Origin of the sequence: Moorena producens PAL-8-15-08-1 (assembly GCF_001767235.1) — a bacterium.
GTDB lineage: Bacteria > Cyanobacteriota > Cyanobacteriia > Cyanobacteriales > Coleofasciculaceae > Moorena > Moorena producens_A.
This window is the reverse complement of sequence record NZ_CP017599.1, coordinates 2252039-2269279: the sequence shown is the minus strand read 5'-3', so window position 1 is coordinate 2269279 and position 17241 is coordinate 2252039. Positions and strand designations below refer to the sequence as shown.

Below are 17241 nucleotides of genomic sequence, written 5' to 3'. Positions count from 1 at the left end.
GAGCTTTGGTAGATACACCCTGGCTGAAAAATCAGCTTGCATTGGCGGGCTAAAGTCTACTTTGGTAGATTTTGGTAGCTAAAAAGTATCGGCTAGAGTAAGCTAGGATAGCTGGAAAGCTGAAGGTTCTTTGATCAAGTCAACAGAAGAGTTAAAGGTCAATTCCTGAAAAGCTCTGCTCCATGTTTCAGGCTTCATCTAATCCACTTCATCCTTCAAGCTCGCAGCTATTTCAAAGGCACGAAGAACCAATAATTGACAACTAACAGATGAAGATTCTATTCGTTGCGGCGGAAGCAGCTCCCATCGCGAAAATTGGCGGTATGGGGGATGTAGTGGGATCATTACCCAAAACCTTGAGGCAATTGGGACCCGATGTCCGAATTTTCATGCCTTACTACGGCTTTTTGCCCGATAAAATGGTGATTCCAGAGGAACCAGTGTGGTCCGGTAATGCTATGTTTCAACACTTCAATGTGTTTGAAACCCTACTACCAAATACTGATGTCCCCTTATACCTATTTGGTCATGCTGCCTTTGCTGGTCGCCAAATCTACTCTGGAGATGATGAAGACTGGCGATTCACCCTATTTGCCAATGGTGCAGCTGAGTTTGCTTGGAACTACTGGAAGCCGGATGTTATTCACTGCCATGATTGGCACACGGGCATGATTCCCGTTTGGATGCACCAATCATCAGATATCAGCACAGTTTTCACAATTCACAACCTGGCTTATCAAGGCCCCCAGCGCTGGCGCTTAGAAGAAATTACTTGGTGTCCCTGGTATATGCAAGGTCATAATACTATGGCGGCAGCTGTCCAGTATGCTAACCAGGTAAATACTGTTTCGCCCACCTATGCTCAACAAATCCAAAGTGTTGAATACGGTGAGTCCTTAGAAGGTTTGCTGTCATTTATCAGTGGTAAAACTGTTGGAATTGTCAATGGGATTGATACAGAAAGTTACAATCCCGAAACCGATAACTACATTCCTCACAACTTTACCGCTGATACTCTCGATATCCGTAGCAAAAACAAAGTAGCCCTCCAGAAAGAAGTCGGCTTAGCTATCAACCCTGATACCTGTGTGATCAGTATGGTTTCCCGTTTAGTGGAACAGAAAGGGATTGACCTGCTGGTTCAAGTTTTACAGGGTTTCCTAGCTTACACCGATTGTCAATTTTTAGTCCTAGGTACGGGAGAGCGCTACTATGAAACCCAACTGTGGGAAATCGCATCCCGCTATCCAGGACGAATGTCTGCTCAAATCCTATATAACGATCCTCTAGCTCGACGGATTTATGCTGGTAGTGATGTATTCTTAATGCCTTCCCGCTTTGAACCCTGTGGGATTAGCCAAATGCTGGCCATGCGTTACGGCTGTATCCCCATTGTACGACGTACTGGCGGTTTGGTGGATACAGTTTACCACCATGATCCTATCAACCAAACTGGCACAGGTTACTGCTTTGACCGCTACGAACCCTTAGATTTATATACTTGTATGGTTAGAGCTTGGGAAGGTTTCCGGTACAAGAAACAATGGCGGAGTTTGCAGCAACGAGCTATGAGCCAAGACTTTAGTTGGCAGAAGTCAGCCAAGCAATATATCAATTTGTACCAAGATATTTTAGGATTACCTGCACAAGCACCCCAGCAGTTACCACAATACAACGATTTAGTTGTTGTCAGCTAGACAGAACATTCCACAAGTTACACCTATTCTGGTACTGTGATCAGTGATCACTAAGGATTGCTATTTTACCATGGCTATTTTACCATGGCTATTTTAGTTTTAAATAAGCGTGAAATTAGCACCACCTTCCCCTAGTGGATTGGTGCTACAGCTGTTTCCAACTAGGTGCATGACGACTAGACTGCATGAGTACTAGACAGAGAACGTTAAGGGTTGCTATGAAGATTATGGGGAAACCGGTAGTAAAACCCAAGGGCAGCAATTCTAAGTACCAAGGGCGGTGGAGCCGTAATGAGGGCAAGATTTTCCCCCCTCAAGGCTCTAACCGAAAAATCTCTCCTTCATTGCTCAACCGCTTATCTCTATCTCAAGTCATGCCCTGGGGGGTAGCCATGTTGCTCTCCCCAAGTGGGCTACCAGCAATAGCACAAATCACCTCAGCAGAAGACAGTGCAGGGACTATTGTAACTCCTAATAATCAAGGCTTCGATATCACTGGTGGTAGCCTCTCTAGTAGCGATCAACCGAATCTGTTCCACAGTTTTGATCAATTTGGACTCGATTCCGGTCAGATTGCCAATTTTATCTCTAATAATCCCCAGGTTAGGAATATTTTGGGGCGAGTCGTAGGCGGTAATCCCTCAATTATTAATGGTCTAATTAAAATCACAAGCAGTGGCAGCCCTAACTTATACTTAATGAATCCAGCTGGGATTGTTTTTGGGGCTGATGCTCGACTGGATGTCCCTGCTTCCTTTACAGCAACCACAGCCACTGGGATTGGCTTTGGGGACGGGAATTGGTTTGATGCCTTTGGCGACAATAATAATTACCAGAACTTAATTGGTGACCCCACTAGCTTTGCCTTTGATTTAGCCCAACCTGGAAGTATCATTAACGCTGGTGAGCTGGAAGTGCCAGACAATCAACGGATCGCCTTGATCGGGGGTAGTGTGATTAACACTGGGAAACTGAAGGCAGAGGGAGGCAATATTACTATCGCTGCTGTACCAGGGGAGAGTCTGGTTAAGATTTCTCAATCTGGAAATTTGTTGAATCTAGAGATTGACCCCCCTCGGACACTAGATGGGCAACCGTCGTTAATTACCGCACTAGATATACCAGCGCTACTGACAGGACCAGCCCAAGGCGTTGAGACTGGACTCAGTGCCAATTCCAAAACAGTACAGCTGACGGATTCTGGCACCACAGTTCCCACTCAGACAGGAACAACCATTGTCTCGGGTACCCTAGATGTTTCCAACCTAGAACTTAGGCGACGCAGTGTAACAGTATTAGGCGATCGCATTGCTTTAATTAATGCCACCATTGACTCTTCTGGCAGTAATGGTGGCCAGGTGTGGATTGGGAAGCACCCCCAAGACAATCCAGACAATGTAAAACTAAATGCCAATCGCACCTTTGTTAGCCGTGATTCCGTGATTAAGGCTGATGGAAAAGCTCCAAATAGAGACGGAGGTCGAGTTACTGTCTGGTCAGAGGAAACCACAGCATTCTACGGGGAGATTACTGCCCGTGGCGCTGAATCACAAACTTCATTGTCCGCAGATGGTGGGACAGTTGAGATATCTAGCCAACAGACTTTGATATTTGATGGCAAAAAAGTTGATCTCACCGCCCCTCTTGGTCAAAATGGCAAGATTACATTTGACCACAATAACATTACTATTGTACCTGGGACAGGGATTGCTGGTCAGCAGCTAGCAGATAATCCCCTTGGTTTTGATCTGATCGAAATTTTGTCGGCGGATAGGAGGTCACCTGGCTTTACCGTTGGCGCGAATGCCCTAGAACAAGTTTTGGGCAACATTGTTCTGAATGCTAGTAATGATATTACCGCCCCTAACGTGTCTCTGAACTTTTCTGGAGATATCACCATTGATGGCGTTAATGTCACTCTAGGTGATATCAAGACAAATGGGGGAGCGATTAAAATCAAAGCGTCTGAGGCTCTGAGCACAGAAGAGCTTAACTCATCAACAACAGTTGGCAAGGGAGGGGATGTTACCCTCGATGGCAGTAATATTCAGGTTAGCTGGATCAATGCCCAAGGTGGTAGCGATCGCAAAGGCGGCAATGTGGAAATTACCACAGAAGGTTTTTTTAGAGCCACTGGAACGTTTGACACCTTAATCGAGGGCAAAGAAACAGCAGTCAGCATTGCTACAGTTGGGGGAGATGGTGGAGGAAAAATCACCATCAGTCATGGGGGAAACGGGCAAACCCCCTTTGAGGTGGGAAATAGTATTACTAATGGTACAGAGGGAGCTATTTCTACAGGTGATTCTACCATTCTTCCCCTAGAATCCTTTTCGATCTACAAGTCAGATAATGGTGATCTAGAAATTAAGACTGGGGAGCCATCTTCAAATTTGACTAGCCCAGGTCAAGAAATGGCTACCAATTTGATTCCAAATTCCACTAGCCAAGCTCAAGAAATGGCTACCAATTTGATTCCAAATTCCACTAGCCAAGCTCAAGAAATGGCTACCAATTTGATTCCAAATTCCACTAGCCAAGCTCAAGCAATGGCTACCAATCCCTATTCAAATCAGGCTAATATACTCCCCAGTCGCCCTCAAGTATCTCAGCAGTCCATTCAATCCTTCCCAATTCTTACTCAACCAAAGCCTCAGGCAATTGCTACCAATACAGAATACACTCAAATAGACCCTAAAAATACTACATTAGAACCTCATTATAATATCAAAAACCTTGAGTTTATTAAGTTTACACCTGAATCGAATTTTATAAACATTTATTACAATCAACCAGCACCACAGACTATAGCAGAGATTACTAATACTAATAGTACTAATAGTAGTCAATCAAGGGCACAATCCCTCCCACAGCCAGTTACCAGTAAATCCTCTAACTCTAGACTAGAAGCAGAAGCCGATGTCAAAAAAATTGAGGGAGGCTTCACCTATGCGTTTGAAAAACATCTAGGAATTAGCAACACTCCCATAGTAACCCTGGAAGAAGCCCAAGCCCACCTAGGCAAAATTGAAACTATTACTGGACTCAAACCTGCGCTAATTTACCTGTTCTTTAAACCGGAATTTAAACCGGAAACGACTAAGGGCAATCCATTTAATTCCAAGGGATTGACGTCAATAAAACCGGAACCAGAGACAACGGAAAATCAGCAAAAGACTAGATCACACTGGGAAAAAAATCTCGATACAGAGCTGGAATTACTAGTCGTTACGGCTACGGGAACAGTAATTCGAAAACAGGTGCAGGGAGCAACGCGATCGCAAGTTCTCTCTGTTGCTCGGGAATTCCAAAGGAGTATCACCAATCTCGAAAGCGCAAATGTCTACCTACCCTTGGCTCAGCAGTTGTATCGTTGGTTGATTGATCCGGTAGAGCAGGAGCTAAAAGCCCAAAAAATAAATAATCTTGCCTTTATCATGGACGTTGGTTTGCGCTCTTTACCCATGGCAGCACTCCATGATGGCACTGGGTTTCTTGTAGAACGATATAGCCTTGGTTTAATGCCAACTCTATCATTAACCAACATGAACTATGTAGACATTAGGCAATTTCAAGTTTTGGCCATGGGAGCATCCCACTTTAAGAACAAAAACCCATTACCAGCCGTTCCTGTAGAGTTATCGATGGTTACAGAAAAACTGTGGTCAGGAAAGGCCTTACTTAACGAAGCGTTCACCGTAGCAAATTTGAGAAAAGCTCGTGCCTCACAACCCTTCGGTATCGTTCATTTGGCTACCCATAGTGAATTCCTAGCCGGTAAGCCCAGTAATTCCTACATCCAGCTGTGGGATACCAAGCTGCAACTTAACCAGCTCCATAAACTAGGTTTAAATAAGCCTAAGGTAGAGTTGTTGGTCTTAAGTGCCTGTCGTACTGCCTTAGGAGACGAGCAAGCCGAATTAGGATTTGCCGGTCTAGCAGTGTTAGCGGGGGTCAATTCCGCATTGGGAAGTCTCTGGTATGTCAGCGATGAGGGTACCCTGGGGCTAATGACAACGTTTTACGAAAAATTACAGCAAGTCCCAGTGAAAGCCGAGGCTATACGGAAAGCTCAGTTAAATTTGCTCAGGGGTACAGTCCGTCTGGAGAGAGGGAAGTTGGTAACGGATCAGGGCAGTTTTCCTTTACCAGCAGGGTTAGCCAAGTTGCCAGATGTGGAGTTACGACATCCCTACTATTGGAGCGCTTTTACCCTAATTGGTAACCCTTGGTAATGTTTGATCCTGATTAACAACTCCTGCTACAGAATAATTAAGCTGATTGAACCTCCCCACCCGTCGCAGGGATGGGGATTCCCAGGCACAGCCGTGCGCGACTGTTATCTCCATGGGCGTGACTTTCCCGCGCACCAAGGGTAGCTGAGTAGGGTCAATACCCAGTTTTTTTGAGACCCTTACTTTTTATATTAACACTATTTGAGAGGGAAAAGAATACCCCGACCTAAGAGGACGGGGATGAATTTTCCCTCTCAAACTCTCCCACTCTGATAATTTCGGTAATAGTTATCCTGGTTTTTCCTTGATACTTGATTGTTAGAAAGCGAGGAACGAAACCTAGGTAGTGTCAACCATTCTGCACCACTTAAGGTTAGCATAGGTGGGAGTTGAACTGAACTTTCATGGACTTAAAGGCAGGCACAGTCTTGCACAACGGAAAATATGTTCTTCATAGCCAGCTAGGCAAAGGTGTCTTTAGCATCACCTACCTAGCTATAAACGCTGAGTCTGGTCAAACCGTCGTGATCAAAACCCTCAGCGACAATCTGTGCCACCATCCCCATGGTGACCAGTTCAAGCGGCAATTTCTTGCCCTTGGTAGGCTCTTGAGCAGCTGTCAGCATCAGAATTTAGTCAGGGTCATCGAATCCTTTGAAGCTGCCGAACGACCTTACCTAGTCATGGAATATATTCCAGGGCAGACGTTAGCTGAACTCATCCAAGCCAACTTGCTTCCAGAAGCCCAAGCTATTCCATACATTCGTCAAATTGGCGATGCCCTGAGCATATTACATCAAAAGGGTTTGCTGCATCTAGATGTTAGACCGGAAAATATCATTCTGCGTCAAGATACCGATAAACTAGTGCTATGTGAGTTTGGTATTACTAGTCAACTCACCCTAGGAGTAAGGCAAACCCACGCCAGTTTAATTGCTGCTGGGTATAGCGCCCCCGAACAGTACATTTCTAAAGGGCAACTTTCCCAGGCAACCGATGTCTACTCCTTAACCGCAACCTTTTACTGCTTGCTTACTGGAAACCCACCCTTACCTGCACCAGTCAGGGAAGTATTGCATGCCCAGGAAGGTTTCTATATTCTTTTCCTGCCGGACTTACCACCATGTCCACAAAACCTAACTCCAGTAGTTAAACAAGCAGTCTGGCGTGGCTTGCACATGGTCACCAATCAACGTCCTAAAACTGTAGAAGCTTGGTTATCCCTGCTGCCAACTCAGGAGAAAGTGCCTCAAAGCAGTTCTCAGTTGAAAGTCCTGAGTCCTCAGCAAAAGTCATTAATTTCCCCAAAACTGAGCACTCAGCCCTCAAAACTGAAGACTCAGCCCTCAAAACTGAGCACTCAGACCTCAAAACTGAGCACTCAGCCTTCAAAACTGAGCACTCAGCCTTCAAAACTGAGCACTCAGCCTTCAAAACTGAGCACTCAGACCTTAGCTGTTCTCAAAACTGTCCACGCCAAGCTCAAAACTCAAACCTCAAAACTCAAAACTACCAAAGCTGGATTCCCAGTGAAAGCCCTACTGATGACCGGTGCCCTTGCCGCCTCAGCCGGATTAGGATTTGGTTTCGCACTGCGAATTAACTCTCAAAAAGAACCTGGTTCTACCATCTTCCACACCGATCAATCCTTCCCTCCTCGCAGCAATTGGCCTTTGTCAGAACCCCAACTGTGAAACACCTTCAACCTCATCAAGGTGCTTTATTAATATTGAGACTTACACAGGACTGACCCCGAACTCGCCACCAAACGCGCTTAATAAGTAGTAGGGCTACGAAGGAAAAGTTAAAGTTACTGCCTAAGCCCTGTGAGATTTAAATACATAAAGTGATATAATAGGTGATTTTTAAATCATAACGACATGGGATATTGCACAAACTGAGGATATACGAGGCAAGTAACTAGATTTTAATTCACTCATAATCCTGGGCAAGTACGTTATAATTTGTAACGTAAGCTAAAGAAACTTATCAATGAGTAACTCTGTAATTCATGCCTTTTTTCTGGGTAGGGCTGCAGCTCAAGCCATTAATCGGCAGCTCGAGGATGCTCTGACCAATGCCCTGAGTGAGTTAGGCAAGTTTGATGCTGAGCAGCGTGAGCGACTGCGGCAGTTTACCGATCAGGTCATTGAAAGTGCCAATCGCGAAGCTGGAGCAGCTGATTCTACTATTAGTAACACAGGCAGTAACACAGCTAGTAACACAGGGAAAACAGGATCCAAACCAGCTGATCTGCAAGCCATGATTGATGAGCTGCGAGCAGAAATTGCCAGCTTGCGTACGGCATTAAAAAACTATCGCAAGCAATCTTGATCAGATTTATCGTTACTACCCTAGAGTATATACAAAAGGGACTAGTTTCGATCCTTTTTAATAATCTTTTTTTAATAACCTCCTATTAATCTGATAAAAACCTTACAAATAAATCCGAGTGTCTGCTCTTTATCAAAACTCTATTAACCTTACACTAAATCAGGAACGCAATGTGTCTAGCCAAAATTCTATAGGTAAGCCATACAGCGAAAAAGCTTATCGGTGGAATCAAGAAAATTACTCCCGTCAAAGGCGTTTTATTGATATTTGGCGTTTTGTTTTGACCCTCATCACTGGGTTGTGGCTTGATGGTAAACCTTGGAGTTATCGGGGAGGATATACAGAGCAAAAGCACGCATATAGACGCAAAACACAAGCTATCTGGATTCGAGATACATTCTTAGATCTAGGACCAACGTTTATCAAAGTTGGACAGTTATTCTCCACCCGTGCTGATATATTCCCCAGTGAGTATGTAGAAGAACTGAGCAAACTACAAGACCGGGTTCCTGCCTTTAGTTACGAGCAAGTTGAGCAGATAATCCAGGAAGATTTAGGCAAGCCCATCAAGGAACTGTTCAGTGCTTTTGACCCAATTCCTCTGGCGGCGGCTAGCTTAGGGCAAGTTCACAAAGCTCAACTTCGCAGTGGTGAAGAGGTAGCGATTAAGGTCCAAAGACCAGGATTAAAAAAACTGTTTACCATTGATTTACAAATTCTCAAGGGGATCGCCTATTACTTTCAAAACCATCCAGACTGGGGGCGTGGTCGGGACTGGAGCGGGATTTATGAAGAGTGCTGTCGTATTCTTTGGGAAGAAATTGATTATCTTAATGAAGGCCGAAACGCAGATACGTTTCGGCGCAACTTCCGTAAGTATGACTGGGTGAAGGTACCCCGTGTGTACTGGCGCTATACCTCATCACGAGTTTTGACCCTAGAGTTTTTACCAGGGATTAAGATTAGTAGTTACGAAGCTCTAGAAGCAGCTGGTCTAGACCGCAAATTAATCGCTCGTCTGGGAGCAGAAGCTTACCTACAGCAGTTGCTAAATGATGGCTTCTTCCATGCTGACCCCCATCCGGGAAATATTGCGGTTAGTCATAAGGGTTCCCTGATATTTTACGACTTTGGCATGATGGGGCAGATTAAGGCCAATGTGCGCGAGCAACTTATGGAAACCCTGTTTGGCATTGCCCAAAAAGACGGCGACCGAGTGGTGACTTCCCTAATTGAATTGGGTGCGCTCTCACCAGTGAGTGATATGGGACCGGTAAGGCGCTCAGTTCAGTATATGCTGGATAATTTCATGGATAAGCCCTTTGAGGATCAATCGATCACTAACATCAGCGATGACCTCTACGAAATTGCCTATGGCCAGCCTTTTCGATTCCCAGCAACCTTCACATTTGTGATGCGAGCCTTTTCTACACTGGAAGGAGTGGGTAAAGGCTTAGACCCCGAATTTAATTTTATGGAAGTTGCAAAACCCTTTGCACTAGAGATTATGACCAACGGCAACACTCCCGACAACAATAGCTTTATTAATGAACTGGGACGCCAAGCCGCACAGATGAGTAGTACAGCATTAGGTTTGCCCCAACGCATTGAAAGTACTATTGAAAAATTAGAAAGAGGAGACCTGCGCATTCGAGTGCGCTCTATTGAATCAGACCGGGTTTTACGACGGCTGAGTGGTATTCAGTTGGGAACCAACTATACTTTATTAATCAGTGCCTTCACCCTTTCGGCTACCATTTTATTTGTAAATGGTAATGTCCTACTAGCTTTGGTAGTCGTTTTGGTGGCAACTGTGTTAGGATTTGCCTTAATTAGGTTGCTCCGACGGCTTGACCGGTTTGATCGGATGTTGTAGTTGTTGTAAAGTCGTAATAACTCCTTATCCCACGATCTATCCACTGTAGTAGCAAGTACTAGGAGGCTAAATCGTTGGATATTTCGGCATTTATCCGGACATCTTTGGACATTTCCTTAATTCAACTGAATCAGGTCGATAATAATCATGTTTCTATCCATCAAAATCAAACTGAAGCTCACAGACGAGCAGAAAGCATCAAGCCAGTAAACAACCGATGTGATGAAAAGTTGCTTCGCCGGTATTACAGATCCGGGCTTACTACGTACAGTTAACCAAGATGACTACTACATAGACCCGGACGGTCGCTTCTTTATTGTTGCCGACGGTATGGGTGGTCATGCCGGTGGACAAGAGGCAAGTAAAATCGCCACTGACGCGATTAAGACTTATTTGAATAAAGATTGGAACTCTCAAACTCCTTCTGATGAGTTACTAGAACAAGCGATCTATCAGGCCAATCAGGCTATCCTCAACGATCAGCAAACTCATCCAGAACGGTCAGATATGGGAACCACTGCCGTAGTGGTGATGTTCCGTCAAAACCAGTGTTGGTTTTCTCATGTAGGAGATTCTCGCCTCTATCGGTTCCGAAATTCTAAGTTAGAGAAGATTACAGAAGACCACACCTGGGTAGCCAGAGCAGTTAAGTTGGGAGAACTGACAGCTAAACAGGCTCGGATGCATCCCTGGCGTCATGTTCTGTCTCAATGTCTAGGCAGAAAGGACTTACCTAAAGTCAATGTCCATAGGATAGAGGTTAAATTATGCGATCGCCTTTTGCTTTGTAGCGATGGACTTACCGAAGAACTTTCCGATGAATTGATTGCTTCCTCTCTCCAAGAGAGTTCAAGTATTGATCAGGCTCTGGTTATGCTTGTTGAAGCGGCTAAAGACCAAGGCGGTAGGGATAACATTACTGTGGTTATTGTAGAGATTGGGGAAAGGATGAAAGGTGTTGGATGAAAGGTGTTGGGTGAACGTGCGTGATTAACACACCTTACAGGTAGAGTTAGGTTGTAAATACAACTTGGATATACCAGTTACTAGCACTGAGGTAAAACAGAAAGCTCACTCCCTGGGCTTTCATAAGGTCGGCATTGCAGCTGTGGATGTTGATCATCATGACTCAGCACAGCAAAACTTGAACGCTTGGCTAGGGTTAGGGTATCAAGCAGACATGGCTTGGATGGCAAATCCTCGACGCTTGGATATTCGTGCCTGTATGCCAGAGGTGGAGTCAGTAATTTCTGTTGCTCTCAACTACTACACCCCTCACCAGCGTCCCGAAAGCCCTGAATATGGCAAAATCTCCCGTTACGGTTGGGGGAGAGATTACCATAAGGTCATGCATAAAAAATTGAAGGAATTGACCTTTTGGTTACAAGCACAAGCAGAAGAAATCCAGGTGCGTTACTATGCTGATACAGGGCCAGTACAAGATAAAGTCTGGGCGCAGCGCTCAGGTATTGGTTGGATTGCTAAAAATGGTAATGTAATTACGCGGGAGTATGGCAGTTGGGTATTTTTAGGGGAAGTGTTGACTAACCTAGCCTTGACCCCAGATACCCCTCACACTTCACACTGTGGTAGCTGTACCCGCTGTATTCAAGCCTGTCCAACGGGTGCTATTACCAAACCGTTTGTCGTTGATGCCAACCGCTGCATCGCCTATCATACCATTGAGAATCGGGCTGCAAACTTGCCGGAATCGATTAAACCCCATTTAGAAGGCTGGGTTGCTGGTTGTGACATCTGTCAAGATGTTTGCCCCTGGAACCAACGTTTTGCTAAAGAAACTGATGTGGTAGAGTTTCAGCCCTACCCTGAGAATGTGGCTCCTCGACTCACGGAATTAGCTACTATATCTGATCAGGAGTGGAATCGACGGTTTCCAGCTTCGGCGCTGCGGCGTATTAAGCCAAATATGCTACGGCGCAATGCCCAAGCTAATATTGATGCATCTCAAAAATCGGTTGACTACTCTGACTAGTCATTGATTACTTGGGTGGCGAATTGCGAATTGCGAATTGCGAATTGTTAATTGTTAATTGCTCAATGAGTGTAAAAGTAATTCTTTTTGATTTTGATGGGACTCTGGCTGATACCCTTACTGCCATTGTCAAGATTAGTAATAGCTTAGCGGGAGAATTTGGATATCAGCCCACATCAGCTGAAAAATTGGAGCAAGTTAGACATTTAAGCTCTAGGGAAATTATTAAGCAATCGGGTATTTCGAGGTTTAGAATCCCGTTTTTGTTGAAAAAAGTCCAAAAACTATTACGCGAAGATATTCATAGTTTAACTCCTATTCCTGGACTAATAGACGTTTTAAATGATTTGAAATCTGAAGGTTACAAATTAGGAATATTGACATCTAACTCGGCAGATAACGTTAACCTTTTCCTGGAAAATAATTCTTGGGTAAAGCTTTTTGATTTTGTTGACTCAGGCAGTCCCATATTTGGAAAAGAAAAAGTTATTCGTAAATTCCTCAAAAAACATAATTTAAATCCTGCTGATGTGATCTATGTCGGAGATGAAACTAGGGATATTGAGGCAGCTAAACAAAATAATCTTAAAGTAGTTGCTGTCAGTTGGGGATTTAATTATAAAGAAGTCCTAGCTCAATACAAACCAGATTTTTTGATCGACCAACCCCAGGAGTTATCTAAAGTAGTATCTAATTTATATCAATCAAAAGTTAAATCAAAAGTAGTTTGTTATTAGCAATTAGTTAATTGTTACTTATTACTTGTTAGTTTACCAATGATAATTTGACCAATGACAATTTGAGATCAGCCCATTTGCGCATCACATCTTGCACTACTACCAATAATCCGCCAGGGATGAAAATCCCAGCGCGAGTAAATCCAGTCCTCTCAAGAGGACTAAATGCTTGTCAGATCAAGCTTGAAGTCTATATATAGCCAATCCAATAGGTTGTATAAAGCCAGGTTATCTAAGTATTGGATTGGCTTGTATTATCTTTTTTTTATCTGAATTATCGATTAGTTTACCCATCAATTGATACCCAAAGCAGCTATATAGCAGAAGTCAGAAGTCAGAAATCAGAAGTCAGAAGTCAAACTCTTGCGCTTACTTAGGTTTGAGACTTTTGTCATGTCCGCGCCTGCCCTGGCGACTGCTATAGCTAAAAAAACTATGGTCAAGTAACAATGCTTACTGCTGTGAATCATATACTGATCATTTTGTCAAATTCTACAAATCTCCACTACACCTGACACCCAGTCTTAACCAACAAGCTTTGGTGCGTAAGTCCTGAAATTAACCAATTGCCGTTGTTGGATAAAAGTTGAATTAAATCGTCAATTTAAGCTGAAAAACTCAATTTGAGTGGAAAATAGGAATATAGAGCAGGATTAGCGAAGAGCAACGTGAAATATTTCTTTTTATCGGAAGGCTGGATAGTCGGGCGCGTTTGGGAGTTTGGAGGTCTTTGGAACGAAAACGCTTGGCGACGGCTGCCAGAAATTAAGCAAATGAACCTTTCTATCCTAGAGCAAGGAGAAAAATTGTGGCTCTATCAGGTTGAAGACCTTGTGGTTATGCTTGAAGTCAAACCCATGCCTAACACCTCACCTGAGTCAGCAAAAACTATTGGTCAAGTTGTCCTAAAACGCTTGATCACTGCTGAGCAAGTTCTCGAGCGCTTAGCGATGACACATACTGAAATAATGGTAGCGGGCAAAGGTTAACTGTTATAGGGAAAAGGCACCAGGGGACAAGGAAGAAGAGGGAGAAGAAGGTGAGGATAGGGAAGATGAGGAAATAATACTTTTGATTGCGATTTGTGATCAAAGCTATAGCTCGGCTTAGCAGTTAATCAAAAAACCCTACCCGTAGGATTGGACCCTAATACCGAGTTGCATATCAATAGCCCTTTGAGCCCCAGCTTTTACCACCTCTGGACTCTTTACCCTCTGCCCCCTCCCCTCTTAAGTGCTTTAGGTAATATCGTTTAAACTCAACTGGGCATAAGTTCTATCCTTGTGCCTTTTTCCATATACATTTTTCATGTTGATTTGTGTCCGACTATTGCTAATCAGTAAAGAGGCTACCGGAATGAATTTGACAATTTTTAGGTTTTAGAAGCTATATTGCTCTAATTTAGGCAAATAAAAGGGAAATTTGCCCAATATAGCTGGTTAAGCCCTTCCGACCCTAAGCTGAGAACACGAGCGTTCGCTTGCAATCGGCTCTAACAATAGTTACACTTCTTTAAACAAACTTTAGTTTCATACATACTTTGTCCTACCTAAGTTGCCAATGGCGATATCTAGGGGGGCTACCAAAGTAGCGATACAGTTAGGTTCATACCTAACCAAGGTCGGTCGGAGAGCTTGAAAGCTCTCCAAACAGTGTCAAATTAAAGAAATCATACCGTAAGCGTTGTCAGATGAGGTTTTTAACCCATCCAACAACGTTACTCTTAGGATCCCCTGTGTTTCAAGCGGGGGGAAGTTCAAGGCGATTTCTAACATACTGATCAAAAGAAGCGTCGAAGTAAAAACTCTATATTAGGAGGAGCGTAGTCAATGGGACTACCCTGGTACCGAGTACACACGGTCGTCCTGAATGATCCAGGACGTCTGCTAGCTGTGCACTTGATGCATACAGCCCTGGTGGCAGGCTGGGCTGGTTCAATGGCCCTGTACGAATTGGCAATTTTTGATCCGAGTGACCCGGTTCTTAACCCGATGTGGCGTCAGGGGATGTTCGTCATGCCCTTTATGGCTCGTCTAGGGGTTACTGATTCCTGGGGGGGCTGGAGTATCACTGGTGAAACCGTAACCAATGCAGGCTTATGGTCTTTTGAAGGTGTCGCTGCAACTCATATTATCCTTTCTGGTTTATTGTTCCTGGCTGCCGTATGGCACTGGGTTTACTGGGATTTAGATGTGTTCAGAGACCCACGCAGTGGCGAACCAGCTCTCGATTTGCCAAAAATTTTTGGTATTCACCTGTTCTTATCTGGTTTACTCTGCTTTGGCTTTGGTGCCTTTCACTTGACTGGGCTTTGGGGTCCTGGGATGTGGGTATCTGATGCTTATGGTCTCACTGGTAGTGTTCAAGCGATCGCACCAGAATGGGGACCAGCAGGCTTTAACCCCTATAACCCTGGAGGTATTGTCGCTCACCATATCGCTGCTGGTGTTGTTGGGGTTATTGCTGGTTTATTCCACTTAACAGTACGACCACCAGAGCGCTTGTTTAAAGCTCTACGGATGGGGAATATCGAAACGGTACTCTCCAGCAGTATCGCGGCTGTGTTTTTTGCTGCATTTGTAGTAGCAGGCACCATGTGGTACGGCAGTGCTGCTACCCCTATTGAGCTGTTTGGTCCAACTCGCTATCAGTGGGATCAGGGGTATTTCCAACAGGAAATTAACCAACGGGTACAAGCTGAATTGGCTGATGGTGCTAGCTTGTCAGAAGCTTGGTCATCGATTCCAGAGAAGCTGGCATTCTATGACTATATAGGCAACTCCCCTGCCAAAGGTGGTTTGTTCCGTACAGGTCCGATGGACAAAGGGGATGGCATTGCTGAAGGTTGGCTAGGTCATGCGGTGTTCACAGACAGTGAAGGTCGGGAGCTGACCGTTCGTCGGATGCCGAACTTCTTTGAAACCTTCCCGATCATTTTGACCGATGCTAATGGTGTAGTTCGTGCGGACATACCTTTCCGACGGGCTGAATCTAGGTATAGTTTCGAGCAAGCTGGTGTCACTGCTAGCTTCTACGGTGGAGTTCTTGATGGTCAAACCTTTACTGACCCCTTCGATGTGAAGCAATACGCTCGTACTGCTCAGCTGGGTGAGGGCTTTGAATTTGACCGCGAAACCCTAAACTCTGATGGTGTATTCCGCACTAGTACTCGGGGTTGGTTCACCTTTGGTCATGCTGTCTTTGCACTGTTGTTCTTCTTTGGGCACATCTGGCACGGCTCACGCACCCTCTATCGGGATGTGTTTGCTGGTGTCGATCCTGACCTAGAGGAAGAGCAAGTCGAGTGGGGCTTCTTCCAGAAGCTTGGTGATAAGAGTACCCGTAGGACAGAGCCTATCTAGAGGTTAACTATCTCCTATCACAGTTTGACTTAAAAGCAAAAGGCAGAAGAAAAGAAATTTTCTTTTGCCTTTTTGCTATTTCTGTGGTTCTAGCAAGGTAGACTGGTAAGTGAGAAGATAACCAACAATTATAGCTATGGAATCAGTTGCTTATATCTTAATCTTGACCTTAGCCCTAGGCACCCTATTTTTTGCCATTGCTTTTCGGGAACCGCCTAAGATTGGTAAGTAGTTTACCTCTATTTATCAGATCGAAATTCAACAGTTCTGTGGATGCTCTGAGCCGCAATAGCCTGTGAATGATCCTATAGGATATAGGTAAGTGGACAGGTATATATCGGCTCATCTTCCATCTAATTGTTAGACTTGTTATTTTGAAAGTATCGACTCTTAGGGCGTTCCAAATATCTGCCGCCAATCAGTCCACTCAGCAAGAAAACAAAATTATCTTATGCGATGCCCCTCTTGTCACCACACCGAGAGCCGCGTTCTTGAGTCTCGTTCTACTGAGGCAGGGAAAAGTGTGAGGCGACGTCGGGAGTGTTTGGGATGCAAACATCGCTTCACGACATATGAGCGGATCGAATTTGTGCCAATAACTGTGATCAAGCGGGATGGCAAGCGGGAATCATTTGACCGTTCCAAGTTGTTACGGGGAATTATACGTGCTTGTGAAAAAACCGGTATTCTCCAAAAACGCCTGGAAGCATTGGTTGATGAGATTGAAGCAGAATTGCAACAGCGATTTGGTCGGGAAGTCATCAGTCACGAAATTGGCGAGTTAGTCTTGCGCTACCTACGTTCGGAGAGTGAAGTGGCTTATGTACGCTTTGCTTCGGTCTATGGCAAATTTCAAGGGATTAGAGATTTTGTTACTACCCTAGAGGATCTCCAACAGGAAGATGTACCAATGGAAATCCCCCAGGTTCCGCCAACCCCCTCAGATCAGGTAGAAGAAATAAAGACATCCACTTCGGTGTAATTGATCAGATGTTTGTTCATGGTTG

12 protein-coding genes are annotated in these 17241 nt (G+C 44.5%); all 12 read left to right on the top strand.

Annotated elements, in window-relative coordinates:
- Positions 1-269: 269 nt before the first annotated feature.
- The 12 genes from glgA (at position 270) to nrdR (ending at position 17216) form a co-directional block, all read left to right on the top strand.
- On the top strand, positions 270-1697 hold the full coding sequence (gene glgA, locus BJP34_RS08815) for a glycogen synthase GlgA (protein ID WP_070392023.1): 1428 nt from the start codon (positions 270-272) through the stop codon (positions 1695-1697).
- A gap of 185 nt (positions 1698-1882) precedes the next feature.
- Positions 1883-5932: a CHAT domain-containing protein gene (locus tag BJP34_RS08810; RefSeq protein ID WP_083305062.1), complete on the top strand. Its 4050-nt coding sequence runs from the start codon at positions 1883-1885 to the stop codon at positions 5930-5932.
- Positions 5933-6336: 404 nt separating this feature from the next.
- On the top strand, positions 6337-7626 hold the full coding sequence (locus BJP34_RS45480; RefSeq protein WP_070392021.1) for a serine/threonine-protein kinase: 1290 nt from the start codon (positions 6337-6339) through the stop codon (positions 7624-7626).
- Positions 7627-7924: 298 nt separating this feature from the next.
- A complete protein-coding gene (locus tag BJP34_RS08800; protein ID WP_070392020.1) occupies positions 7925-8266 on the top strand; it encodes a DUF6825 family protein in 342 nt (113 codons plus the stop codon).
- Positions 8267-8438: 172 nt separating this feature from the next.
- Positions 8439-10142 (top strand): ABC1 kinase family protein, encoded by a 1704-nt coding sequence (locus tag BJP34_RS08795; protein WP_229424294.1) that lies wholly within the window; start codon positions 8439-8441, stop codon positions 10140-10142.
- A 222-nt stretch (positions 10143-10364) separates the two neighbouring features.
- Positions 10365-11108, top strand: a complete 744-nt coding sequence (locus BJP34_RS08790) for a Stp1/IreP family PP2C-type Ser/Thr phosphatase (protein ID WP_070392019.1) — start codon at positions 10365-10367, stop codon at positions 11106-11108.
- 64 nt (positions 11109-11172) lie between these two features.
- Complete coding sequence (gene queG, locus BJP34_RS08785) at positions 11173-12135, top strand: tRNA epoxyqueuosine(34) reductase QueG (RefSeq protein WP_070392018.1); 963 nt, start codon at positions 11173-11175, stop codon at positions 12133-12135.
- 65 nt (positions 12136-12200) lie between these two features.
- Entirely contained in the window at positions 12201-12872 is a 672-nt protein-coding gene (locus BJP34_RS08780; RefSeq protein ID WP_070392017.1) for an HAD-IA family hydrolase, read from the top strand.
- Between the two features lie 668 nt (positions 12873-13540).
- Positions 13541-13861: a hypothetical protein gene (locus BJP34_RS08775; protein ID WP_070392016.1), complete on the top strand. Its 321-nt coding sequence runs from the start codon at positions 13541-13543 to the stop codon at positions 13859-13861.
- Positions 13862-14701: 840 nt separating this feature from the next.
- Positions 14702-16234: a photosystem II chlorophyll-binding protein CP47 gene (psbB, locus tag BJP34_RS08770; protein WP_070392015.1), complete on the top strand. Its 1533-nt coding sequence runs from the start codon at positions 14702-14704 to the stop codon at positions 16232-16234.
- A gap of 136 nt (positions 16235-16370) precedes the next feature.
- Positions 16371-16466: a photosystem II reaction center protein T gene (locus BJP34_RS08765; protein WP_008180851.1), complete on the top strand. Its 96-nt coding sequence runs from the start codon at positions 16371-16373 to the stop codon at positions 16464-16466.
- 219 nt (positions 16467-16685) lie between these two features.
- Positions 16686-17216: a transcriptional regulator NrdR gene (gene nrdR, locus BJP34_RS08760; protein ID WP_070392014.1), complete on the top strand. Its 531-nt coding sequence runs from the start codon at positions 16686-16688 to the stop codon at positions 17214-17216.
- The last annotated feature ends 25 nt before the right edge of the window (positions 17217-17241 follow it).

Coding starts and splice junctions, on each gene's coding strand:
- glgA (WP_070392023.1), top strand. CDS start 270: ATGAAGATTCTATTCGTTGCGGCGGAAGCAGCTCCCATCGCGAAAATT.
- BJP34_RS08810 (WP_083305062.1), top strand. CDS start 1,883: ATGAGTACTAGACAGAGAACGTTAAGGGTTGCTATGAAGATTATGGGG.
- BJP34_RS45480 (WP_070392021.1), top strand. CDS start 6,337: ATGGACTTAAAGGCAGGCACAGTCTTGCACAACGGAAAATATGTTCTT.
- BJP34_RS08800 (WP_070392020.1), top strand. CDS start 7,925: ATGAGTAACTCTGTAATTCATGCCTTTTTTCTGGGTAGGGCTGCAGCT.
- BJP34_RS08790 (WP_070392019.1), top strand. CDS start 10,365: ATGAAAAGTTGCTTCGCCGGTATTACAGATCCGGGCTTACTACGTACA.
- BJP34_RS08780 (WP_070392017.1), top strand. CDS start 12,201: ATGAGTGTAAAAGTAATTCTTTTTGATTTTGATGGGACTCTGGCTGAT.
- psbB (WP_070392015.1), top strand. CDS start 14,702: ATGGGACTACCCTGGTACCGAGTACACACGGTCGTCCTGAATGATCCA.
- BJP34_RS08765 (WP_008180851.1), top strand. CDS start 16,371: ATGGAATCAGTTGCTTATATCTTAATCTTGACCTTAGCCCTAGGCACC.
- nrdR (WP_070392014.1), top strand. CDS start 16,686: ATGCGATGCCCCTCTTGTCACCACACCGAGAGCCGCGTTCTTGAGTCT.